Annotated in this window: 19 protein-coding genes; 7 read left to right on the top strand and 12 right to left on the bottom strand. The window is 48.1% G+C overall.

Going from position 1 to position 22,896, the window contains the following annotated elements; translation table 11 throughout:
* Positions 1-53: 53 nt before the first annotated feature.
* The 3 genes from FTO70_RS14535 (at position 54) to FTO70_RS14525 (ending at position 2,148) form a co-directional block, all read left to right on the top strand.
* Positions 54-614: a dephospho-CoA kinase gene (locus tag FTO70_RS14535; protein ID WP_255336484.1), complete on the top strand. Its 561-nt coding sequence runs from the start codon at positions 54-56 to the stop codon at positions 612-614.
* A gap of 59 nt (positions 615-673) precedes the next feature.
* Entirely contained in the window at positions 674-1,153 is a 480-nt protein-coding gene (locus tag FTO70_RS14530; RefSeq protein ID WP_255336483.1) for an RNA-binding domain-containing protein, read from the top strand.
* A 221-nt stretch (positions 1,154-1,374) separates the two neighbouring features.
* Complete coding sequence (locus FTO70_RS14525) at positions 1,375-2,148, top strand: sugar phosphate isomerase/epimerase family protein (protein ID WP_255336482.1); 774 nt, start codon at positions 1,375-1,377, stop codon at positions 2,146-2,148.
* A 76-nt stretch (positions 2,149-2,224) separates the two neighbouring features.
* Here FTO70_RS14525 and FTO70_RS14520 read toward each other — a convergent pair whose 3' ends face one another.
* Entirely contained in the window at positions 2,225-3,070 is an 846-nt protein-coding gene (locus FTO70_RS14520; RefSeq protein WP_255336481.1) for a class I SAM-dependent methyltransferase, read from the bottom strand.
* Positions 3,071-3,522: 452 nt separating this feature from the next.
* On the opposite strand from FTO70_RS14520, the gene FTO70_RS14515 reads away from it, so the two are divergent.
* The gene (locus tag FTO70_RS14515) at positions 3,523-4,299 is read left to right on the top strand and encodes a formylglycine-generating enzyme family protein (protein ID WP_255336491.1); all 777 of its coding nucleotides are present in this window, start codon (positions 3,523-3,525) and stop codon (positions 4,297-4,299) included.
* Between the two features lie 421 nt (positions 4,300-4,720).
* Here FTO70_RS14515 and FTO70_RS14510 read toward each other — a convergent pair whose 3' ends face one another.
* From FTO70_RS14510 to FTO70_RS14500, 3 genes are all read right to left on the bottom strand, one after another.
* Positions 4,721-5,224 carry a gamma-glutamylcyclotransferase gene (locus FTO70_RS14510; RefSeq protein ID WP_255336480.1) on the bottom strand — a complete coding sequence of 168 codons (504 nt, stop codon included), beginning with the start codon at positions 5,222-5,224 and terminating at the stop codon, positions 4,721-4,723.
* Positions 5,225-5,253: 29 nt separating this feature from the next.
* Positions 5,254-6,306 (bottom strand): elongation factor Tu, encoded by a 1,053-nt coding sequence (locus FTO70_RS14505; protein ID WP_255336479.1) that lies wholly within the window; start codon positions 6,304-6,306, stop codon positions 5,254-5,256.
* A gap of 225 nt (positions 6,307-6,531) precedes the next feature.
* Entirely contained in the window at positions 6,532-7,680 is a 1,149-nt protein-coding gene (locus tag FTO70_RS14500; RefSeq protein ID WP_369694378.1) for an RNA ligase, read from the bottom strand.
* A gap of 289 nt (positions 7,681-7,969) precedes the next feature.
* Here FTO70_RS14500 and FTO70_RS14495 point away from each other — a divergent pair, with 289 nt between their 5' ends.
* Complete coding sequence (locus FTO70_RS14495; RefSeq protein ID WP_255336477.1) at positions 7,970-8,767, top strand: TIGR00266 family protein; 798 nt, start codon at positions 7,970-7,972, stop codon at positions 8,765-8,767.
* A gap of 220 nt (positions 8,768-8,987) precedes the next feature.
* On the opposite strand, the gene FTO70_RS14490 is transcribed toward FTO70_RS14495, so the two are convergent.
* The 6 genes from FTO70_RS14490 to FTO70_RS14465 form a co-directional block, all read right to left on the bottom strand.
* Positions 8,988-9,764 (bottom strand): CBS domain-containing protein, encoded by a 777-nt coding sequence (locus tag FTO70_RS14490; RefSeq protein WP_255336476.1) that lies wholly within the window; start codon positions 9,762-9,764, stop codon positions 8,988-8,990.
* Between the two features lie 194 nt (positions 9,765-9,958).
* Entirely contained in the window at positions 9,959-10,804 is an 846-nt protein-coding gene (locus FTO70_RS14485) for an HPP family protein (protein ID WP_255336475.1), read from the bottom strand.
* Positions 10,805-11,209: 405 nt separating this feature from the next.
* Positions 11,210-12,169, bottom strand: coding sequence for a CBS domain-containing protein (locus tag FTO70_RS14480; protein ID WP_255336474.1), 960 nt, complete (start codon positions 12,167-12,169; stop codon positions 11,210-11,212).
* 512 nt (positions 12,170-12,681) lie between these two features.
* Positions 12,682-13,476, bottom strand: a complete 795-nt coding sequence (locus tag FTO70_RS14475) for an HPP family protein (protein ID WP_255336473.1) — start codon at positions 13,474-13,476, stop codon at positions 12,682-12,684.
* A 227-nt stretch (positions 13,477-13,703) separates the two neighbouring features.
* Positions 13,704-14,327, bottom strand: a complete 624-nt coding sequence (locus FTO70_RS14470; RefSeq protein WP_255336472.1) for a CBS domain-containing protein — start codon at positions 14,325-14,327, stop codon at positions 13,704-13,706.
* 863 nt (positions 14,328-15,190) lie between these two features.
* Positions 15,191-16,648, bottom strand: coding sequence for an OB-fold nucleic acid binding domain-containing protein (locus FTO70_RS14465; RefSeq protein ID WP_255336471.1), 1,458 nt, complete (start codon positions 16,646-16,648; stop codon positions 15,191-15,193).
* 565 nt (positions 16,649-17,213) lie between these two features.
* On the opposite strand from FTO70_RS14465, the gene FTO70_RS14460 reads away from it, so the two are divergent.
* Both FTO70_RS14460 and FTO70_RS14455 read left to right on the top strand, forming a co-directional pair.
* Positions 17,214-18,329, top strand: coding sequence for an MFS transporter (locus FTO70_RS14460; RefSeq protein WP_255336470.1), 1,116 nt, complete (start codon positions 17,214-17,216; stop codon positions 18,327-18,329).
* A gap of 136 nt (positions 18,330-18,465) precedes the next feature.
* Positions 18,466-19,089 carry an RNA 2'-phosphotransferase gene (locus FTO70_RS14455; protein ID WP_255336469.1) on the top strand — a complete coding sequence of 208 codons (624 nt, stop codon included), beginning with the start codon at positions 18,466-18,468 and terminating at the stop codon, positions 19,087-19,089.
* A 176-nt stretch (positions 19,090-19,265) separates the two neighbouring features.
* Here FTO70_RS14455 and rtcA read toward each other — a convergent pair whose 3' ends face one another.
* Together rtcA and FTO70_RS14445 are read right to left on the bottom strand one after the other, a co-directional pair.
* Complete coding sequence (rtcA, locus tag FTO70_RS14450; protein ID WP_255336468.1) at positions 19,266-20,291, bottom strand: RNA 3'-terminal phosphate cyclase; 1,026 nt, start codon at positions 20,289-20,291, stop codon at positions 19,266-19,268.
* A gap of 105 nt (positions 20,292-20,396) precedes the next feature.
* Positions 20,397-21,836 (bottom strand): NAD(P)/FAD-dependent oxidoreductase, encoded by a 1,440-nt coding sequence (locus tag FTO70_RS14445; protein ID WP_255336467.1) that lies wholly within the window; start codon positions 21,834-21,836, stop codon positions 20,397-20,399.
* Between the last annotated feature and the right edge of the window lie 1,060 nt (positions 21,837-22,896).

The following is a 22,896-nucleotide window of genomic DNA, read 5'->3' as shown; positions in this document are numbered from 1 at the left end:
TCATATGTTTCATAATTCAGGTTTAATTATTCAAGTTTACAAGGTAATTTTTGATGAAGATAATAGCATTTGTAGGCATGCCGGCCTCGGGAAAATCCGAAGCTGCCAGAACCGCCTCTGAGATGGGCGTCCCCGTGGTTAACATGGGGGACGTGATAAGGAAAGAAGTGTTGAAACAGGGGCTCGAGCCCAGCGACGCAAACACAGGGATGGTTGCAACGGATCTCAGGAAGCGAGAAGGCATGGATGCCGTTGCCAAACGCTGTGTCTCCCAGATCCGGGAAAGCGGCTCGGAGCTTGTTGTAGTTGACGGGGTCCGTGGGATTGCCGAACTGGAATGCTTCAGGCGGGAATTCGGAAAAAGTTTTATCCTTATAGCCGTCTACGCTCCCTTAGATACCCGCTTCGGCAGGGTACAGAAGAGGGGCAGGAGTGATGACATGGACAGCATAGACGGTCTGCGCAACAGGGATGAGCGTGAACTCGGCTGGGGAATGGGTGACGCCATAATAGCTTCCAATGCAGAAATTGAAAACGATTCCACCCTTGAGGCTTTCAAAGAAAAGGTCATTGAGGTCCTGAAAAACTATTCCAGAGAAAATCCGGTTGAGTGAATTCACTTTAATATATCTGCCGACTTAAGGCCATCAGTTCAAATCCATGGAGTAAATTCATGATACATGTTGAGGTTTCAGCACCTGTCTATCCCACAGAAGACCCTGAAAAGGTTGCTGTGGGAATCTCGAAGCTTTTCTCAGGAATCGAAATTGAAAGGAAATCTCTGGGGGTAGCAGAGCCCGGAAAAGGCCCGTCTCCTTCCTTTTCCCTCTCAGGCCATGGGGGGCTTGACCTCCTGCTTTCCCTGCACGAGCTCATTCGCAGGGAAGCGATCATAGATAGCATCCGCAACAAGGTCTTCAGTAAAGGCCTGTCCTGTGAGGGGCTTTCTGTCCGTTTTTTCCTCAATAAGCAGGTAGCCTTTGTCGGGGTCCCCAGCATTCCTGCGGAAGAAGGGTCCCTGGGGTCCATTGAGGTCCTTATCAAAGCGGATTCTCCCGAAGAACTGGAAAGGCTGATTGAGTGGCTTCTGCCTCTTACCGAAGACGGGAAGCCGGTTGTTGAAGTCGGGATGGACTACGTGGAAAGGGAATGAAGCTCGGTTAACTGAATCTTTGTTAGTTGAAGCCCGGTCAACTGAAGTGCGGTCAACTGAAGTTTCGTTATCTGAAGTGCAGTCAACTGAAGTTTCGTTATCTGAAGCCCGGTTTCAGTATATTCAGGCTTAGTTAATTATATCTTAATTCCCGTCCACAACTTTATGTAAGCCAGTAGAAAAGCTATGTAAAATCAATTGAAAAGGAATGAATTGTCGCCATGCAGCTTCATAGGATCAGTTTTTCGTCGCGTTCGGCCGTTGAAGACCCTTTCAAATGGGCCTACACGCTTGAAGACCACGGGTACACGGGCTGGGAGATCGTGCAGGAAGGGTCTCAGTGCCTGAACAGCAAGACCATCCAGAACGTGAAAAACATCTATGAGACCACCAGCTTAGAACTGACCCTGCACCTGCCCTTTTCGGACATGAACCTGGCAGGCTTAAACGACTCCATCCGTGGGGAAGTTATCAGGCAGATGAAGCATTACCTGACTCTGGCTTCAAGCTACGTCAACCTTGCCGTGGTCCACCCTGGCTACCTTTCCCCCTACGGGGCTCAGGTCCCCTACGAAGCCTACCAGACCAACCTTGCCTCCCTCCGGGAAATCTGCGATTTTGCAGCCGATTTCGGGGTCCTGGTTGCAGTCGAGAACATGCCTGACTTTCCGAAAATCTTTGGAAAATACCCCGACGAAATGCAGGAAATGCTCGATTCGGTCGGAAGCCACAACGTGGGTTTCACCTTCGATGTGGGGCATGCCAACACCGTGGGGCTTACAGACGAGTTTCTGGACCAGCTGGGAGACCGGATCTCTCACGTACACATCCATGACAACATGGGCCAAAAAGACGAACACCTCCCCCTGGGAGGAGGCACTGTGGACTGGAAAAATGTTATGGAAAAGCTCTCGGATTATAGGGGGATCTTTGTTACGGAAATGGCTTCTGTTGAAGAAGGGATCAAGAGCCTCGAATTCTTAAGGAAACTGTGAGTTTTTAAGGAAACTGTGAGTTTTCGAGGCTCTGCTTTCCATTTTCACTATTAAAATTCCTTTTTAGTTGCCTTGCTTAGTTGCCTTGCTTAGTTGCCTTGCAAAAGATAACATTGTTTCCATTCCAGAGATCGAGATCCGGCAATACATTATCATACCACTCGATTTTCTCAAAGCCTTCCTGTCCCAGAATCTTGTTCAGGACATCGGACGTAAAGAAATGAGTCCAAAAACGATATACATCGAAATTATCCGAGTTATCTATTAAGATATGCTGGTACAATATCACTTTGTCTTCCGGGTAGTAAAAAGAGTCTGAAAGAATCAGGTACGGTTTGTCTTTCCAAAAGCCGCTCTCTTCCATTTCCCATGATTTCTTAGCAACTTTCATTTCGATGTCCTTATCGCTCAGAACATCAAAAATAAAAGTTCCGCCAGGTTTTAAAGCCCTGTAAACGTTCTGTAATAATGTCTTTCTTTCCTGCGGCAGTAAGACGCCAAAGTCAGTAAAAACCATCATTACAAGATCATATTTATTTTCCTCACGTAGTTCGAGGTAATTCCGGTTTACGTATTCTATATCCAGGTTTTTCTTTAAGGCTTCGTTTCTGGCGTATTCGATTGAATTCCTGGAGAAATCGACACCTATTACTTTATGCCCCCTCTTTGCCATGATCTCGGCATACAATCCCGGTCCGCATCCCAGATCAAGAATATTCATTTTTTCCATATTGACCGAATTTAAAATCCAGTCTGCAGTACTCTCAATGCTTGACCTCCTCCGGCTTGCCAGGTCGATATCCGGATTCAGATGAATGTCCAACAACTGTTTTGAAATGTGGGAATCTGTCCACATGACAGCATTTCCTTCTGCATAGATTTGCGGTTTCTTTGTAAACTCAATAATATCTGTAAAATTCATAAACGAGCCCTCCTTTCCAACTTCGCGGACTCCATATCTACGATCAACGGTTAGACCCAATATCTGCGATCAACGGTTAGACCCAATATCTGCGATCAACGGTTAGACCCAATATCTGCGATCAACGGTTAACACTTTCAATAAAACAGAATACTTCAGTTGTTGTTCATTATCAAATACTTTCAGGGTTTCTTATTAATAGCTTTCGGCTTCGTCTCCTGTGTCAAACAAAGTGTAAAACAAAAATATCTTTATAGCTTAAATGTATAAAAAAAGCGTAGGTGTTCAAAAATGGCGGATGTAGAAATCAAGCGTGGGTATGAAGTCCCGAAACGTGCGAAGCTGCTGGCCCTGAGGTGCTTAGCCTTCTAACTTGTGTTGTAACATGGATCTTCTGATGGTGATATAAAGTGGTTAAAAGAGTGACTAAAATTTTTAGTACCTTGTTAATTATGCTCCTTTTTTGCGGAGTCCTGGGTTGCACCGAGCCCGAAGAACCGGGGCCTGACCACAATGATTCAATTGAACCGGAACCTGACTACACCAATTCCATTGGCATGGAATTCATGAAGGTCCCTGCCGGGGAATTCAATATGGGCTCTCCTTCAGGCGAAGAAGACAGAGATGACGAAGGTCCTGTCCATAAAGTTACGATTGAAGAGCCTTACTACTTGGGTAAATACGAAGTAACTCAGGAACAATGGCGTGAAGTGATGGGCAACGATCCTTCTTATTTCAAAGGTGATGAGCTACCCGTTGAACAGGTATCATGGGATGATGCCCAGGAATTCATTGAAAAACTCAATGAAAAGGAAGGGACTGATAAGTACCGCCTGCCCTCGGAAGCCGAATGGGAATATGCCTGCCGTGCCGGGACTACAACCATGTATTCCTTTGGAGATAGTGAATTGGAACCCGGGGATTATGCATGTTATAGGGATAATTCAAATCAGAAGACTTATCCTGTTGGTCAGAAGAAGCCCAATCCCTGGGGTCTTTATGACATGCATGGCAATGTCTGGGAATGGTGTCAGGACTGGTATTATTCAGATTATAACGGCGCTCCTTCTGATGGCAGTGCCTGGGAAAATGGAAGTAGCTCTTTCCGGATCAAGCGGGGTGGCAGCTGGCTCAGCAGCGCCGAGGACTGCCGGTCGGCGGCCCGCGGCAGCGACGACCCCGACCGCCGCATCTACTACCTCGGTTTCCGTGTCCTGAGGGAAATTTAACCCCTCCCCTTTACCACTCTACTTTCCACTTTATATGGGAATTGAAGGATAACACGTGTGAAGTCCGAAGTCCTGAAGCGCACGAAGCCGCCGGACGAAGAGAAGGAGATCTTGAACCGCTGCCTCTGGTAGGGCCAGATGCTTACTAATGCTGAGGTTTCGAAGGCGGTAGCGGTTTTTACAAAGCTTTTATCCGGTTTTTGTTTCGTGTTTATTCTTACGATTCGTATTTTTATTCTTCATTAAGAAGAAGGCCGCTTGCAAGCAAGCGGACAATACACGTTTGGTAAGGTATTCCGGTTGCCCCGGTTTAATTCGACTCTCATCCCCTCACCTGTCTTTTTGTCCTCTTGAGCGAACGAAGTGAGTGAAAAGGACGCGTTCTCCCGAGGCGCAACTCGGGAAGCGCAATTCGGGCGGTTCAACTTTCTTCTTTCTTTTTCAGGTGTTCTACCCAATCCCCATGCTCGATTTTTTCCGTCCCAGGATCCTCATCGTAGACGTAAATGAAGCCCCTTATCTTTTTTCCCTCGATTTCAAGGTCAACGTATTCCCTGTGGTAGCCCCCGAAAAGTTCCATGTAATCGATGGACTTCGCAATCTCAATCTGCTTCTTGCCTGAAAACCTTCGCACCTCCGCGACCACGGAGCCGGTTTCCGAAGGGTAAATGGCAGGGTAGGGGCCGAGGGAATAGAGGGCGTATCCCGGAATTCTGGTTGTCCCCAGGAGTTCCGATTTGTTCGGGAGGTCAAAGCGCCGGCTGTTGTAGAGGCCGTTTCGCAGGCTGCCGTAAAGTGCCATTATGAGCTCTTCGCCCTCTGCCCGGTGGTAGGAGCGCTGCCAGCAGACATTTCTATGAAATACGCTGCCGTAAAGAGTCATGTCCTTCTCATGAACCCTATTGTTTCCCGAATCGTTTTCCATGAAGATGCCCCCGGGGAAAATCTTTAGGATTATTTTGAAAAACCGTAAGCTGCAAAACGCTGGGTCAGGTCCAGGTTTGCCAGAAGGAAACGGTCCTCCTTGCTGTAGGCGACCTTTTTGTTCCCGGAAAGTTCCAGGACGCAGGTGGTGCCCGGTTTTGCTTCCTTAACTTCCTGTCCGTCCACGAGTATTTTTTCCACGCGCACGGGCTCGGACTCCAGGCCCACAAAGAGGTGGAGCACGCTTGCAGTTTCAACCTTTCTGGTGAACTTTGAGAGGGTGCATTCCAGGGTGTAGTCGGTGCTCACGATTTCCTTATCGGAGATGATGAAGCCCCTCTCGATGTCCTTTGCCTGGACGTTTTTCAAGCGCATACCTACCCTTGTGCCTGTAGGGGCTTCGGTGATGTCCACGTCGTGGCTCTGGATGGAGCGGATTTCTATGTCCCGGTCCATGGGGTAGATTTTAGTCTTGTCTTTGTCCCTGGAAATGCCCTGCTTGACAACCCCGAGGACTACGCAGCCCTTTCCCGTGACATTGAAGGCGTGGTCGATGAAGACCCGTGCCGGAAGGCTGTTTAATTCGGCCTGTTCGGCTGCGATTTTTTCTGCCATGGCGTGGATTTTGGCTTTGAGCTCTTCGACACCTTCAAAGGGGACCTTTGCGCTTTTGTTCGTGTTAATGGAAATGCATTCCCAGTCCTGGAGTGCGGTGCCTGCAGTGATTGCTTTTATCTTTGCTTTCAGCTCGTCTATCGCATGCATGTGGGTGCTGTCAGACCTCGTAAGGGTGATGATCCCGTGCTTATAGCCGAGCAGGTCCAGGGCAATGATGCACTCTCCGGTGTGGGCGTCCAGGCCCTGGGGAGGGATGCAGAGTATTGCCATGTCCGCAATGTTCAGTGCCGTAACCAGGGATTTCAGGGTCTTGGGATAGCTGTGCGAGTCCACAAAAGCCAGTTTCACGTCTTCCTTATCATTATTGTACAGGGTTATGTCCGAAGACGTCCCTTTTTTCCCCAGGTTTGCGGCAAGGGTAGTCCTCCCGCTTTTTTCTGTCCCGATGATTGCAACGTTTGTCATGATAGGTCCCTTTACTTTATTGGTGAGTACCTTTACTTGATTTTGTATGGATCAATGCGAGGTGGATCAATATCAAGTGTTTCAAGTTTTTTGCAGTACTTTTGGTATCTGCCGCAGGTATTAATTTTCTGCAGTACTTTTGGTATCTGCCACTGGTATAAGTCTGTCACTGGTATAAACCTGTCACTGGTATAATATACACTGCAATATATTTCTTTTCGAAACTCACCAGAGTTCTCCTTCCCAGATAGCCTGGGTCTTGTCGTTTGTGCTCTTGTTGACTTTCCTGACCATTATGAGGTACTCATCTCCTGCCGGAAGCGGGGGTTCGAAAATGGCATCAACGCCAAGCCTTTTCAGGTAATCTTCGAAATCTGCGGCTGTTTTTAAGGTTTTTACCCGGATCCGGACCTCATCATAGAGCCTCTGGCCTTCTTTTACGCTCCGGACAGACTCCCGCAGGGGGGCCAGGATGCTTTCCCCAAGCTGCATGCAGCGTTTTTTGAAATCGGCTTCGCTTTCCTCCCATTCCACGGCCTGGAAACCTTCCCTGACTATTCTGGAGAGCATGTAGTCCCTTCCGGATTCGTTGTAGAACTTGAAGGCATGCCTCAGGTCCGAGCAGTTGCTCCGGGATGAGGTGTACTTCACAGGGGGAAGAACCATTTCAGGGTCCTTGATTACCACGCCTTCATGCTCGATTTTTCCGAGTTCCCTAACGATTTTTGCGATTTCTTCAGGGGCCGTTTCAAGGGGGATTTCCCCAAAAGACCTTACCTGAAAAAAGCCGTATTTTTCCAGGATTTCCCGCCTCCGCGCTGTGGAAAGGGGGTTGCCCGTGTTTTTCTCCCGGATATCGAAAATGTAAAACTCCACGGACTCGATATTGTAGATCTCTTTCGGGACGTAGGGGTTGTCCGGCCCCACCATTTCCCCGTAGAGCACAAGTTCCGGGAAATCGTCAAAAAAGCTGAGGTTCAGTTTCACCTTTGCCCTTTCCGTTGTATAGGGGCAGATATACCCGCTCCTGGTAACTGCAAGGATGTCCCCGTTTATCCGGGCTACCCGGACGTTGTACCCGTTCATCTTCTCTTCCACGGCTACTGTCTTAAGGCCGCTGAACTGCTTTTCGAGTGTGGGATAAAGGACCATGGCCCTCCGGATCTTCGGAAAACCCAGGACCATTTCAAAAGCACCGTCTTTCTCATAAAGCACGGTCCCCCGCTCGATATGGGAAATTTCCTTATCAAAACGGAGCAGGTGTTCATGTTCTCCCCAGTTCCAGGCAAGGTATTTTTTCTCAAAAAGGTGATTGACCTTCTCCTCCTCAAATCCCAGATGAGCGGCAAGCTTTGCTGCAAAATCCTGATCCACTTCCTCATTCCCCTCTCTTTTCATATTTATTTATCTGCTTTCAGCCCTGAAATAAGTTATCATTCCCCGGAAGCGGGCCGGAAAATCTGTCAAGAACATTTTTTCAAGAACTTTTTTAAGTGTGGGATAATTCATCAAGAATCTTTTTAAGTATGGGGTTCTAATTCCCATTGAAATTTAATTTTCACTGTAGAACGTAAGCATATTTGGACAAGAAATAGATCGGATACGGTGACAGGATATAGTGGCCGGGATACAGTGACCGGATATAGTGACCGGAGATACAGATATGGCAGATGATATTGATTACAAGATTATTGGCGACGACATGCAGATCGTGGAAGTAGAACTCGACCCCGGGGAGGCTGTCCAGGCAGAAGCCGGGGCGATGATGTACATGGGGCCAGGAATCCAGATGCAGACCACCACAGGCGGCGAAGGGGGCGGACTCCTGGGGGGCCTGAAAAAAGGCTTGAAGCGGGCACTTACCGGGGAGAGTTTCTTCATTACGAACTTTACCCACAGGGGTTCTGGAAAAGGGCATGTTGCCTTCGGGGCTCCGTTTCCGGGCAAAGTCATCCCCATGGATCTTTCCGAATTCGGAGGCAGCGTCCTCTGCCAGAAAGATGCTTTCCTCTGTGCTGCCCGGGGTGTGGAAGTAGACGTAGCGTTCACACGCAAGCTTGGGGCAGGGTTCTTCGGTGGTGAAGGTTTCATCCTGCAGAGGCTGCGGGGCAACGGCATGGCCTTCATTCATGTAGGTGGCACGGTGGTCAGGAAGGAACTGGCCCCGGGCGAGACCTATCATGTGGACACGGGCTGCGTGGCTGCCTTTACCGAAACCGTAAGTTATGATATCACCTGGTCCCGGGACTTCAAAAACGCCCTCTTCGGAGGCGAAGGAGTCGTCCTTGCAACCCTCACGGGTCCGGGCACGGTGTACATGCAGAGCCTGCCCTTCTCCCGCCTCGCTGACAGGATCTTTGCAGCCTCAGCCTACCGCCAGAACCGCGGAGAACGGAGCGGCGCTGCCGGCATAGGCGACGACCTCCTGGGAGGCCTGCTTGGCGGAGACCGTTCATTCTAAAAAAGCAACGATAAAACCGTCAGCAATAAAATCGCCAAAGTAAAAGAGACAACAGTTACAAAAAAATTCAGATTTTTCCGGAATGCCGGATGAGAATCAAAAAAGTCCTGCCCCTTACGGGACAGGCTTCTTTTCTTTAAGTACTTGTCTTTAAGTACTTGTCTTTAAGTACTCTTTTTTCTTTCCTTGCTTCTTTCTTTCTCTTATCTCTCTCACTAGCTCATTCCGCGAGCGTGTTTATGATATTCCTGCGGGCAAGGAAGCCCACAAGTTCGTCTTCCAGGTTGAGGACGGGGACGCCTCCTACATCGTGTTCCAGCATGGTCTTGACAGCTTCCGAAATGGGGGTGTTTGTGCGCACACTGATCACGCTTCGGGTCATGATATCTCCCACGAGCAGGTTTTTAATCCTTGAATCCTGCTGGTTATCTGCCACCAGGTCCCTGAAGGCGCGCATGGCAGAGGCGATATCTTCTTCTGCGACGATTCCCACAAGTTTCCCGTTTTCAATTACAGGAAGCCTTCCCACGTTGTTGTCCAGGATGAGGCGCCTGGCGTGGCTCACCCGGTCGGAGGGGCTGACTGTTATAGGGCTTCTTTCCATGATTTCCCCGGTAAAGCCTGTGAAGTGGTTCGTCTCCATGAGTTCCTTGGGGGTCACCCAGCCCAGGGCTCCTCCGTTGTTGGATACAATGATCACGCCTCCCTTCTTTTTCATAAGGGTCAGGGCGTCTTTAATGTCGGTATCGGGCAGGACTTTTACAAAGTTGTCGGATACGGCTGTTGCAACATGCAGGGAGGATGCGGGTTTGCTCAGTTTCTTGCGGGTTCCGAGCTGTTCTGTCAGACTTCTCATGGTCAGGACACCCAGCATCTGGTCGTCATGGACTACCAGCAGGCGCTTTGTATCCTTTTTCTCCATGAGATCAAGGGCGTGGGATATGGTGTCTGACTTGTCAATCTTGTGTGGCTGTACCATTATGTCTTTAACTTGCATGCAATTCACCTCATGCGTATCCAGAATTTTCATTCTTGTTTTACGCTAATGTTGGTTTTCGTATCCTTTCGTGTCTTCGTTTTTCCGGGCAGTTGCGTTTTTCTGCATCCTGTTTTCGCTTCGCATTGCCCCGCTTTTCTGTTGCCGTTCCTTTTATTTATGCTATAGTTTATGCTGTAACTTTATGCCGTAATTCATATTACCGCTTTCATGACATCGGTCCTGCTGATTATTCCAACAATTTCCTCGCCGTCACTTACCGGCAGTGCCGTCACTTCTTCTTCAATCATTTTCCTTGCAGCTTCTCTTATGTTTTCACCGGTATCAAGGGATATTATCGGGGAAGACATGATATCTTCTGCGGTAAGAGGCACTTCTTTTACGTACCTGTAGGTCTTCTGGCCACCCGGGGAGGATTTCCGGGCCATCTTGATGCTTTTCGTAGAAAGCTTGCCTTCATTGTCGGTGAAGAGGTTCAGGGCAAGGTTTCTCCTGGAAATTATCCCCACTGGCTTTCCTGCATCATCTTTGACTATCACTCTTTCAATTTCGTTTCTGTTCATCTCATCAATCACATGGTTGATTGTGTGGTGCCTGTGGACAGAAACGACATCCTCATTCATCAGTTTGGAGACCTTCGTGTTTATTTCTTCGGCTTTCTCGGCAACATAGCGCACGATATCCGTCCTGGTAACGATGCCGACAACATCGTTCTTTACCACAGGGATATCATGGACTCCGTTCTCAAGCATCAGGGAAGCTGCCTGGGAAATCGAGGCCTCGGGATAGATGGTGATTACGGATTCACTCATCAGCAACTTGATAGGGATCTGGTCTATGGGCCTCCTTCTCCAGAGAGGTTCGGCCTGGGCCAGGCGGTTGCTGAGGTCTGATTTCGTGACAATTCCCACCATCTTGCCCTCGTTCAGGACAAGCACCGTACTGATTTTATGTCTTAACATCAGATTTCTTGCATGAGACACGGGTTCTTCTGCGTCTATAACATACACAGGTGAACTCATGATGTCCGCCACATTCATGAAATACCTCCTTCATTTTTATAATATATAAGTATCAATAATTATAGTTTTTGAATTGAATGTGAACTTCTTAATTTTTATCCTCAAACTTCCCAATTTTTATATTTTATCTACCCACTTCTTGCAAAACCGCAGCCTGCTTTACAGCAGATTTTTATATTTAGAACCAGCTGCGCTCTGAAGGGCACATCCGCCTATCCGGCCTGGAAGTTCACTCCCCCTTTTCCATCTCCTGAAATGCCGGGCCTGGAAAACAGGTCCCGGCTTTAGATCTAGCTCTCAATCTGGCTTTCAATCTAGCTCTCAATCTAGCTCTCAATCTGGCTTTCAATCTGGCTTTCAATCTGGCTTTCGATCCTGTTTTTGGCCTGGGCCCATTTCAGGAGTTTGATCGGGGGGTTTGATTTAGAATTCAAGGGCTCTCAGGAAATCGCTCTCCGTAATGATGCCTCGCAGGATTCCGTCTTCCAGAATAGGAAGGGATCCTATCTTTTTCTCGAGCATAATTTCCAGGGCTTTTCCCATGTCCGTGTCCGGGCCTGTCCAGATCAGTTCCTTTGAGACAATGGAACCTACGGGCTGGTCCAGGGCTTCATGGATGTTCCCGGTTACAAGCTTGTTAAAGGCGTCCCCCCTCCCCAGAAAGTGGACGATATCGGAGGCTGTAACCATCCCCGCAAAGATCCCATCCTTGACCACGGGGAGTCTTCGGAACCAGTTTTGCACCATAATTTTTGCTGCATGGCCGATGGGAGTATCTGTGGATACCATTGTGACGTTCTTTGTCATGTATTCCTCGACGGTCCGGTTCGTCACAAGTCCGCTCATCAGCTCCACAGCGTTTCTTTCGGTAAAGATCGCGACGACCTGCATCTCATCGTTCACTATGGGCAGGCCTCCCCTCTTCTTTTCGAGCATGGTTGATACGGCATCTTTGAGATCTGCATGTTCGTGAAGGTAGGGTGCGTCGGTTTGCATAATCTCCCTTACTTCCTCGTTTATTGCAGCCAGCAGGTTGCCCTTAAAGCGGTTTTCAACAAGCAGGTTCCTGCTCCCGCCTCCAAGGAAGTCGATGATGTCCACGGAAGTGACGACTCCTTCCAGCCTCCCTGTCCCTGCATCAGTAATCGGAATGCGCCTGAACCTTCTCTCGGTCATAATCTTGATAGCTTCCATGATTGTTGCTGTGGGGGGAAGGGTTACCACGTCCCTTGTTGCCAGGGGCAGGATGCGCCCTTCATGTTCCGAGATGCGGGACTTGAAATCAAGTGGACCTTTGTCCATTGTGCCCGTACTGCTGATCATCTTCGGGTCGTTCCGCTGCACTCCTCTGTTCACTTTGTTCAGTTTTGCCTGAACTTTCATTTTTTCGGCTGACGCAAATGTCGTATTTTTGTTCAACTGGATCACCGAATTCGAGTTGCCGTTAGTTGCTTTTTTTCATCTGCCGTTTTTCCTCTTCCCACCTGCTTGCAGGAATATGCTTCTGGAAAAAACAAAACCTTAAGCAAATCTTTCTCGAATCTTACCGAAAATTTCTCTTTTTCTGAAAACTCCTCTTTTTTTCTTAATCTATAATCATTATTAATTATAATCTTTGAGCATTATAACCCTTTTGCGTGAGATTCTTCTCCTACTTTTAGGGAAATGCTGCCCCAGGACACTAATTGGTAGCAGTTACTAATTGGTACTAATTTCTTCATTGTTCAGTACGGAAACCGATTTACAGAATAAAGAAAGTCGGTTAAAAGGACGTTAAAGGACTTTAAGCCCGAGCTTATTCGGCCTGAGATTACTCGGTCTGCTTACTCGGTCTGCTTACTCGGTCTGCTTATTCGTCCCTGAACTTACGCGGTCTGAGCTTATTCAGTCTGAGCTTATTCATTTCCTCCGCTGATAAAGGCTCCCAGAAGGTCCTGCCTGTCCACGATGCCGCAGACTTTACCCTGTTCATTGACGATGGTGATCCTTCCCACATCACGGTAGGTTATCAGCTTCGAAGCATTCAGGACGGAGTCATGTTCTGTAAGGGTATAAACCGGGGTTGACATTATCTTCTCCACTTTCGGGCTTTCATTCGGCCTTATGGCCCGGGTATCTTCCACCGCCATCCTCACAGCACCGGATTTGATTATGTCCCTCCTGGTTATCATTCCGATAGGTTCTCCTTTCCCGGACACCACGGGAATGCCTGTGTAGTTTTTCTCGAGCATGTGCCCCCACACTTTGGCAACCCTTTCGTCGGGAGAACATGTCTCGACTTTCTTTGTCATTATTTCTGCAATGGTCCCGGGAGCGTTTTTCGGAAGCTCCACGTTCTTCAGGATATCCACATCGCTCAGAACTCCCACTACATTTCGGTCCGTGGTTGACATAACCACAGGGACCCGGTTTTCCTTCGATTCCGCCATCAGTTTTGCAGCTTTCATGATGCCCATGTCCGGGGTTACTGTCGGGCATTCCCGGGCATAGCCGCTCACTGTGACATTCGAACGGGTGGAAGTGACCCGAAGGATATCCTGGTCGCTCAGCATCCCCACAAGCCTGTTCTCTTCGTCAACGACAACAAGGCCGCGCAGTAAATAATCACGCATCAGCTGGCGGGCATGAGTTACGAAATCCCCCTCTTTCACACAGATGGGCCCTTCTGACATAATTTCGCTGACATTCATGTGTTTACCCTTTCTCTGCTTTGTTTGTGCTATTTCTGGGTAGTGTTTTTCAGTACTGCTGTGTTTTGATACTGTAGTGATTTGGTAAGGTTGCAGTTATTTGGTAAGGTTGCAGTTATTTGGTAAGGTTGCAGTTATTTGGTAAGGTTGCAGGTAGACACTCCCGGGCTTTGATTGCCGGAAGAATCCGGAAGAATCTGCAAAAATCGAGAATTCAGCCGTAAAACTCAGTCGTAATAATCCTCTTCAACGTCCCGGCAGTCCCGGCACAAAAGCCTGCCGTTTACCATTTCCAGGTCCTCGGAAAAATATCCGCAGGACTCACAGACCCCACTGTTGAATTCCGGTCCTTCTTCCTCACTTGTAGCGAGGAGGGATTCCCGGTTCATCTCAATAAGGTCCTTGAGGATGGTGCTGAGCCCCGGAGTCACCATGAGGATGTCAGTATTCGAAACTATCCCTAAGATGTTTCCGTTTTCCAGGACTGGAAGCCTCTTGATGTCGGATTTCAGCATGATTCCGGAAGCTTCTATCACACTGGTTGTAGGCTTTACAGTTACCAGCGGGGTGGACACGATCTTACTTGCATGCACCTTGCTGGGCCTTTTATCCTTTGTAATTATGTCCCTCACAAGGTCTCTTTCCGTGATGATCCCCATTGCCTTTCCATTTTCGGTAATGATCACGCTTCCTATATCGTGCCTGACCATTTCCCTTGCAATGACAGGGACCTCAGTGTTGATGTCCATTGTGACGACGGTCTTGTTCATCACTTCCGAAACCGACATCTCAGTTTCAATTTCTTTTATTTGAATGTCGGTTTCCATTTCCCTCTTAGGGTTGACCACCATTGACTGCCGTTCCCCCTTTATTTTCTCTGCATCCCAAAAACCAGATAAAATTCATCCCGTCAGGTCTATACCGGTTCCCAGTTTCCCGTGGAAACACTTCCTGTGGAAAAACCCTTCCAGATTCTTTTCAGTTTCCCCCTTTTATGCAGTTTTCCACTTCAGGCTTTTTTATTTTGGATGTCACTTAATATGCCAGTTAAAGCCTGCTGATCCCGGATATGTCTATACGTCCGTTTCCCCGATAGTGCCTCTCCAGCACTTCCCGGACGTTTTTATGACACTTAATATATACGAGTCAATGGTACATAATGATAACGGCATTTCTTTTCTTTGAAGAGACAGAGAGGAATAGGAGATGAATCGGAGATAGATCCTATGTCGTTCAGAGGCCGATCAGTGGTATACGTAAAGTCCTTACAGCATTTGTTTTTGGAATCATTGCCTTCTTTCTTCCTTGGTAATAGTTTAAGGAAGTACGGCCGGAAATTTTTCAGAACCCCTTTATTTCCACTGGAGGTTTTTGCTGAGAATAGGTATATATTTTGAGAAAAGGCCGAATATCAGGTAAAAACATAATATGTAAAAAGCTATAAAATAGCTATAGATATATGCCTATAATTATATTTTCTATGCTATTGATTTCTCGCCGGGAAATTTTTCAGAACCCCCTCGTTTCCACTGGAATTCCGTCCCAAATTATTTTATGAATAAACGGAGAAATGGGCAATGAAATAAAAAGAAAGCAGAAAATTGGATAAGAAATAAAACATAAAATTGGAGATGAAATAAAACATAAAATTGGAGATGAAATAAAACAGAAAATCGGATAAGAAATCAGAGAATGATCAAAGGATGGAGAATGATCAAAGGATGATCACTCTGCTCCGGTTTCCCACGCTCAGTTCTATTTCCTCATTAAGGCCGTACTTTGCATAGGCGTCAATGATCTGGATTTCGGAATCGATGTCCAGGTCCTCGATAACGTAAGCCTGTTCTCCCCAGAGGGTTATACGGATGCTTGCTGTCTCGTCTGTGAGTTCGAGGTTTGCAACCACGCTTTCGGTCCCATCTTCCCGTTCGAACTCCCGGAGTTCTCCGAGGTCGGAGACCTTCCCCTGGACTGAATAGCTTTCTCCGGGAACTATGCTGGCAATGTCCGTGAACTTTTCCCTGTATTCGACTGCTTTTTCGCTCTTCCGGACTACTCCCCTGGCTCCAAGGTTCAGTTCTACCTGCTGGCTGAAAGCGTTTTCCCGGGCATAGGCATGGAGGATTTCTACGGTCTCGTCAAAGTCCGTCTCGTCCAGGAAATCAGTCTTTTCATCCCAGAGGGTTACCCTTATCTTACCCGTGCCATCCCCGAGCAGGAGGTTTCCGACCCTTCCGGGAGACCCGTCTTTTTTCTCGAAAGTCCTCACCTCCGAAATGTCCAGCACTCTTCCCGAGACGTTGATATCGTTCATTTCAGGTGTAATGTCTTCGATAGGGGTGAACTCCTCTTCGTATTCGATCTCTTTTTCACTTTTCCGGATCAAACCCCGGTTTCCGATCTGCATTTCCACTTTCTGGCTGAAAGCGTTTTCCCGGGCGTAGCCGTTGATAACCTCCACGGTGTCTCCGTAGTCTACTTCACTTAAAAAGTCAGTCTTCTCATCCCAGAGAGTCACCCTAATTGTGCCTGTGGCGTCTCCGAGCAGGAGGTTTCCTACTTTCCCGGCAGTCCCGTCTTTGCGCTGGAAGGTCCGGATTTCTGAAATTTCCAGGACTTTTCCCGTGAGGTTCAGGTCACCCATGCCGTCCTTGATATCCTTTATCTGCTGGGAGCTTGCGGCCACCTCCTCAATCTCCTCCTCACTTTCTGCCAGGACCCCGTTGTTTCCGATATTGACCTCGACCCCGGAATAGCCCTGTTTTGCATACCCGCTGATCTGGACGGTCTGGCCTATCTTGATTTTTCCGGATTTAATCAGGTCTGCCATGTTGTCCCAGAGGGTCACCCTGATTTTTCCGGTCTCGTCTCCAACCATCAGGTTTCCGACCCTTCCGGTGGTCCCGTCATTTCGGGTAAACTCCCTTGGTTCAAAAGCGGAAATGACCCTGGCAACAAAGTTAACATTCCCGCTTCCGGCTGTGATATTCTCAATTTTCACGCTGTCCCGGCCTACGTCCGAGAAGCCCAGTTCGTTAGCAACCAGCATGGCAGCCATTGCTTCGTCGCAGAGCCCTCCCATGTTCTCAACTTTTTCCTGGATGCGCTGCAGGAAATCTTCTTTGCTGATGGCGTGGCTGAGCTTTTCATAGATCGCGTCAATATCGGTCATGGTGTTCCCTCAATGCTTGCTTTTAAAATCCTGTCCCGGCATGACAAATTACAGTTATCAAGCATGACAATGTATAATTATTAGTGTAAGCGTAGTGTATCAAAAGCCTGTTCTAAAAGCCTTTTCTGGCATTTATTTTTCGGGTATTTGTTATATGTATATGCAATATTCCTGTATGCTGTGTTTTGCAGGAAATGTGCGGCAGGCCCTGCAAGGAATGGATAATAAGAATGGTTCAGTAAATTAAATATTATTTGGTAAGTTCTTATTATAGTAATTAAAAGTTCTCGATTATCTTAATTAAATATTATTTGGTAATATTATTTGGTAAGTTCTGTATTATCGTAGTTATTATCGTAGTTAAATATTATCTGCGAATTTCTCTTTGTAAGTTCTCTTTTTTGTATTTGAGCCCTTCCTGAAATTGAGCTCATCCTGAAATGAAGTTTGGGTTTTCTTCCCGGAGATCTACCGCTACGGTATGAGATGCGTCCTACTAAAGACTACCGCATGCTGGGTGAAACTATTTTTTGCGTTCAACATATAGGAAAAAATATAATAACCTATGCCCCATGCTCTTCAGGTGCTGATCGGCTTGATGCGGATAAATAACGTACAATTTCTCTCAAACATGGCGAATGTGCTGTCCCTGCTTTTCATTCCTGTTTTTGCCGGGTCCCTTGGAGCTTCCTATATCGAGATAGGGTTTATTGTGGGCATCTACTCTGCAACAACCCTGCTCTCTTCCTTCATTTTCGGGAGGCTTGCCGACCTCCACCACCTGCGCACCGTGCTCATCTTCGGGTTCGGATTTGCAGCTTTATCCTTCTTCCTTCAAGTCTTTGCGCTCGACCCTCTCTCCCTCACGCTGGCAAGGGCCCTTACGGGGTTCAGTGTGGGGATTTTTCCGGGAGCCCTTATAGCCTATGTGCATTACCAGAAGCAGAGCCTGGGCAGGTTCATCTCCCTGGGTTCCCTGGGCTGGATGGCGGGCTTTTTCGTGGCAGGGGTGATCGGAGAACACATGGACCTGCTTTTCCTGCTGTCGTCCCTTTTCTACGTATTCTGTTTCCTGCAGATTTTGTGGCTCAAAGACATTGAAAAGCCGCAGCTGAATGTTCCCTACTTTTCCCTGGACACCCTGCTTAGAAACTCCGGGACTTATTTTTCCCTTTTCCTGCGGCATACGGGAGCTGTGGGGGTCTGGACGATTTTTCCTCTCTATCTCAGGCAGCTCGGAGCAAGCGATTTCTGGATCGGGCTGATCTATGCCATCAACCCGGCTGTCCAGTTCCTGATTATGCGCAGGCTTGATTCGGTAGAAAACGAGAAGCTGATCCGGGCAGGCTACCTGCTTTCCGTAGTCGGCTTTGTCAGCTACATCTTTGCCCCTACATACCTTTACATCATCCCGGGGATGTTCGTAATTGCCTGTTCCTGGTCCTTCCTCTACGTAGGCTCCACGCGGCGGGTTGTGGAATTAAACCCGGACAAAGCCACGGCAGCGGGCCTTATCAACTCCATGATCGGGGCGGCAGGGGTTGCCGGGGCCCTGCTAGGAGGTTTCTTTTCCCAGAGCTTCGGCTTTGAAGCAACAATGTTAGGGGCTGCCCTCTCTTCTATCCTGGGCTTCTTGCTTTTCAAAGTGTTCGGTAGGGCTGCCCGCAAAAAAGAGAGTTGAAAAGTCAGGGCTTCAGTCAGGGCTTCAGTCAGGACTCCAGGCGGAACTCCAGTCAGGACTCAAGAGGGCAGGATTTTCCCCTGCATCCTTTTAACAAAGTATATTTATGGTTAGGTTTCATTATGTACATGATACTATGATTCGACAATGCACTGAGCACGGCTATTTTAGAGGTGGCAGCTGTCCGCAGTGTGAACACCCTGGCAGGTACGTGCTGGATGACGTCAGGGAGGAGAAGCTCGGCAGGTTTGTGTCAGGTAGCCTCCGGCATTTCCCGGCATCTGCGGGAGTTGAAATGGACGAGTGCGGCTGGGTGGACCTGAATGCTCTTTGTGATGTTATGAAAAACCGCTACAGGTGGATGAGGAAGGAACACCTGTACGCCCTTGTGGAATCCGATGAAAAGGGGAGGTATGAGATAAGGGGCCGCCTGATCAGAGCTCGCTACGGGCATTCCGTCAATGTTGACCTTGACTACCGGGAAAGCGACTTTCCCTATGTGTACTACGGGGCAAGCCCCGAAGAGGTTGATGTCCTGCTGGAAAACGGGATTTTCCCGATCAAGCAGCGCTATGTTCACCTCAGCACTTCCTATGAAAAGGCAGCGGAAGTGGCTCTGGTCCACACTGAAAGTCCCGTGATCCTGCAAATCGATGCTCAGAAAGCCAGGACGGACGGGCTCTCCCTGAAGCTTGCAACCGACTACATCGTACTTGCGGAAAAAATCCCTCCAGAGTACCTGTTTGTCGTCGAGGATTAATTTTTGAGGGCTTTTTTCCGGCTCTCTAACATTACTTTTCTTACATTACTTCTCTTCTGTTATTTTTCCCATTTTTCGGATTATTTTTTCCCGTTTTTCTTTTCCCGTTTTTCGGATTATTTTTCACTTTTTCTTCTTTTTTTCTTTCCTGTTTATTCCGGTTTCTTTCCGTCGGTTCAGTCCACCGAAACCTCGAAGAGACCTTCTTTTTCCTCTACCCTGAATTTCACTCCCAGAATCTGTTCCGTAACCCAGATGTTTGTTGCTGCATGCAGGGAAAGTTCGCGGACAGTATAGGAACTGTTTCCGGCCAGGGCCATGTAGGGTATAAGCTGGTCTGCCAGGTGCACATCCACCGCGGCACCTGCCCTGAGTTCCGGGAGGATTTCCTCTGCGGCTTGCCGGCCCACCTTTTCGGCAGGAAGCCCTTTCTTTCCCAGGGCGCTGCCCCCGTAATAGCCTGACCAGAGGGTGATCCCGCTTCCGGTGGAAAAAGCTTCAAGGCACTGGATTTCCATTTCTGCGGGATAGCCTTCTTCAAGGAGCCTGTCCCTGGCAGCTTCGGCCTGGCGGGAGGGCACATGGGGCGGGAGGTTTGAAGCATGAGAAACCCCGTGAATTCCTGCTCCTTCCTTCGGGGCTTCTCCTGTCCTTATTTCTTCTTTTCTGAAGTGAAAACCCCGGAGTTTACAGGGTTCAAAGGAGGCAGAGACCGTTCCCCCTCCTTTCGGGTAGTAACCGCGCTCTTTCAGGGTAACCCTGCCTGAATAGCCCATCTGCTCAAGAGCCGGAAAAGTTACGTGCCGGAGGTAGTCAATGGTCGGGGACCAGGCCACGTCCGTCCCCCCTCTCACCCTGAGTTCGACCTTCTCTTTTGCAAAGGGCAGGGCCGGCATCAGGCACTGGAGGAGCAGGGTAATACTTCCTGCGGTCCCTATGTCAACGTCGTATTTGCCCCCCCTTATTTCCACTGGAGCAAAGGAAAATTCCGTGGAGCCCGGAAAAAGCCCCGAGACCCGGGCCTCGCAGATCCTGGCTGCGGTTTCCAGGGCTTTCATATGCTGCTGCTTCAGGCCGGGATTGGGGCGGTTTTTTCTGATATTCCTGATCTTTACAGCTTTTCCCGTGACTGCGGAAAGGGCCACTGCGGTCCTGACAAGCTGCCCTCCGCCTTCCCCGTAAGAGCCGTCGATTTCCATCATCTTTCTTCCCCCTGTATTACCCTTTATTATCCTGTATTACTTTCTATTATCTTTTATTTCCCTGCTTTACCCTGTATTATTTTTGTTGTTCTCGTATTTTTCGTATTAATCTCCCTTTTTCTGCATGTTTTTGAAAGCGGCTTTTACTGCAGGGTAGAGGGGGTCCACAAGCATGGAAACGGGGGGAGCATAGCAGGTTTCCAGGTCCAGGAGTTCCTGCACCGTAGCTTTTTTCCTGACCGCGAGGGAGAGGGCGTCAATCCTTTCCTTCACTCCTTCCCCGCCGGCCAGCTGTGCCCCTGCAAGGCAGTTGTCCCTGAAAATGAGTTTGATGTAGAGGTCTTTTCGTCCCGGGTAATAGGAAGCCCGTGTTCGCCCCCGGGAAAAACCTGTGACAACTTTTATCCCTTGCCTCTCAGCCTCCCCGGTGCTAAGCCCAACCCCTCCGAACTGCAGGCTTCCGATTACGGCTACCCAGGGATCTGCCAGGGGCCCGAAGGTTGCTTCAGTCCCTGTGATGTTGTCCCCGATCACATCCGCCATTCTCCGGGCGGTGGTGCCCAGCTGGCTGAGCCTGTGTTTTCCTGTTATGAGGTCTGTAACCTCTGCGCATTCCCCGCCTGCATACACGTGGGGGAGGAATCCTGCTCCTGCCTTTACCTGGAGCTTTTCGTTTACAATGATTCCTCCGGCTGTCCCTATTTCGATCCCTGCATCCCTGGCCAGGCCGGTTTCGGGTTTTGCCCCGCTTGCCAGGAGCACGAGATCAGCCTGAACCTGCCTGTCCCCGACACGTACGGTTTTTTCTTTCCTGAACTCTTCAGGGAAGACCACGGGTTCCCCTGAAATGATCTCCACTCCCAGGGCTTCCAGATGTTCCCGGACAATTGCTGCCATATCCGGGTCAAGCTGGCGGGACAGGAGGTTTTTGCTCCTGGTTACAAGCACAGTGCCGATCTTCCGCTTCGCCAGGGCCGCGGCACATTCGACCCCTATCGTCCCCCCCCCTATGATGCAGACCTTTTCTGCTTTTTCTAGGGCTTTTCCGAAAAGTATCCCGTCAGCCAGGCTTCTCAGGGTAAAAACGCCGTAAGGGAGAATGTTTGCCTGGCTTTTTCGCGGCACAAGGGGTAGGCTCCCGGTAGCAATGACCAATTTGTCAAAGGGATAGGTCCCGTCTCGGGTCCGTACAGCCTTTGAAGCCAGGTCTATTTCCCGGACTTCACTGTTGAGCTGGACATTAATCCTGTTTTTCTTAAAAAAGTCTGAGGGCTTTACAACAAGCCTTTCAAAACTCTCGATTTCCCGGCCCAGGACAAAGGGAATTCCGCAGTGGCTGTAGGCGGTATGGGAGTCCCTGGAAAGCACTGTTATTTCAAAATTACTCTGCCTTCGGACCTTGGTGGCAACCGCCATTCCACAGGCTCCGCCTCCAATAATAATAACTTTTACTGGAGTTTTTTCCGGGACTTCTGCTGCAGCCTTAATACTTTTGATCTGGATTTTTTTGTTTTCGGTATTTTGTGAGCCAAACTCGCTTCCCATGCCCTGTATAATTGAATCAGGTCATATTATAGGCTTTTTAAAAGGACGGCAAGGATTCTCTACCGGTATTTTTGTGGGATTAATCCAAAAATCAATTTCAATCAATCAATTTCAATCAATCAATCAATTTCAATCAATCAATCAATTTCAATCAATCAATCAATTTCAATCAATCAATTTCAATCAATCAATTTTAGTAAAACGATTTCAGTAAATTTGTTTCACAAAGTATTACTTCGTAAGACACAAAAAATATTTTTTGTATGTTTATGCATACCTTTTGCCGATTAAACTACATTTTTTTGTTTATAGTAATAAAAAAGTTCTTGCTAGAAGCAGTATTAGTCGAACGGACGAGTTTGGGAGTGGGGGGGTTAGTGCACAAAAATAGTGTGTAAGTCTCGCCCGTTCAAAATGTTAAAACTCTTATGTTTTATTTATACTTTTCTAAATTTTTCGGTGCCTGGCTCTTTTTCCTTCAAATCTTCTACAGTTTCCGGAGGTTTTCAGTTCCCGGTTAAGAGTCGGGAAGAGGCAAAAATTTGGGTCTGGCGGAACTATTTAAATTACCACAAAGTTCTTAAAGCCAGCAGGCATTAGTCATATGAAATTAAAAATATGGCATACAGGGTCCCGAGTTTGCCGCACTTCCTTTGAAGTCGGGCGGGTACTGTTTTGTCAGGTCATATCATAAATTAACAACTTTATCCATTCATCATCACGGGATTCGTAAAGCTAACAAATAGCTGAATTAGATACAGCTGAATTCAAAGAATTCAAATTAAAGTGCAAATTTAATAGAAATTTCAGATTTACACAAATTCACCGTACGCAGGGCAGTACATCATTCAATGTAAAAATATAAGAATTCATTGCATCATCAACCACAAGTCAAATCGGTGCACGTTCTAATAAACCTGATACATGTTCATTTATTGCTTTACCACTTATCATTTGAGAGTTCCTTGTTTAGGGGAATAAGGCGCCTGGCATCGTTTGGCTGCTTGTGCCGGAAAGTACCCCGATCCTGGGGGGCATTTCTGGAAATTTCAGTGTTTCA

This window comes from Methanosarcina sp. KYL-1 (assembly GCF_024372725.1).
Classification (GTDB): domain Archaea; phylum Halobacteriota; class Methanosarcinia; order Methanosarcinales; family Methanosarcinaceae; genus Methanosarcina.
The sequence above is the reverse complement of the archived record's forward strand: the minus strand, read 5'-3'. Positions and strand labels throughout refer to the sequence as shown.

Coding starts and splice junctions, on each gene's coding strand:
- FTO70_RS14535 (WP_255336484.1), top strand. CDS start 54: ATGAAGATAATAGCATTTGTAGGCATGCCGGCCTCGGGAAAATCCGAA.
- FTO70_RS14530 (WP_255336483.1), top strand. CDS start 674: ATGATACATGTTGAGGTTTCAGCACCTGTCTATCCCACAGAAGACCCT.
- FTO70_RS14525 (WP_255336482.1), top strand. CDS start 1,375: ATGCAGCTTCATAGGATCAGTTTTTCGTCGCGTTCGGCCGTTGAAGAC.
- FTO70_RS14520 (WP_255336481.1), bottom strand. CDS start 3,070: ATGAATTTTACAGATATTATTGAGTTTACAAAGAAACCGCAAATCTAT.
- FTO70_RS14515 (WP_255336491.1), top strand. CDS start 3,523: ATGCTCCTTTTTTGCGGAGTCCTGGGTTGCACCGAGCCCGAAGAACCG.
- FTO70_RS14510 (WP_255336480.1), bottom strand. CDS start 5,224: ATGGAAAACGATTCGGGAAACAATAGGGTTCATGAGAAGGACATGACT.
- FTO70_RS14505 (WP_255336479.1), bottom strand. CDS start 6,306: ATGACAAACGTTGCAATCATCGGGACAGAAAAAAGCGGGAGGACTACC.
- FTO70_RS14495 (WP_255336477.1), top strand. CDS start 7,970: ATGGCAGATGATATTGATTACAAGATTATTGGCGACGACATGCAGATC.
- FTO70_RS14490 (WP_255336476.1), bottom strand. CDS start 9,764: ATGCAAGTTAAAGACATAATGGTACAGCCACACAAGATTGACAAGTCA.
- FTO70_RS14485 (WP_255336475.1), bottom strand. CDS start 10,804: ATGAATGTGGCGGACATCATGAGTTCACCTGTGTATGTTATAGACGCA.
- FTO70_RS14480 (WP_255336474.1), bottom strand. CDS start 12,169: ATGAAAGTTCAGGCAAAACTGAACAAAGTGAACAGAGGAGTGCAGCGG.
- FTO70_RS14475 (WP_255336473.1), bottom strand. CDS start 13,476: ATGAATGTCAGCGAAATTATGTCAGAAGGGCCCATCTGTGTGAAAGAG.
- FTO70_RS14470 (WP_255336472.1), bottom strand. CDS start 14,327: ATGGTGGTCAACCCTAAGAGGGAAATGGAAACCGACATTCAAATAAAA.
- FTO70_RS14465 (WP_255336471.1), bottom strand. CDS start 16,648: ATGACCGATATTGACGCGATCTATGAAAAGCTCAGCCACGCCATCAGC.
- FTO70_RS14460 (WP_255336470.1), top strand. CDS start 17,214: ATGCCCCATGCTCTTCAGGTGCTGATCGGCTTGATGCGGATAAATAAC.
- FTO70_RS14455 (WP_255336469.1), top strand. CDS start 18,466: ATGATTCGACAATGCACTGAGCACGGCTATTTTAGAGGTGGCAGCTGT.
- rtcA (WP_255336468.1), bottom strand. CDS start 20,291: ATGATGGAAATCGACGGCTCTTACGGGGAAGGCGGAGGGCAGCTTGTC.
- FTO70_RS14445 (WP_255336467.1), bottom strand. CDS start 21,836: ATGGGAAGCGAGTTTGGCTCACAAAATACCGAAAACAAAAAAATCCAG.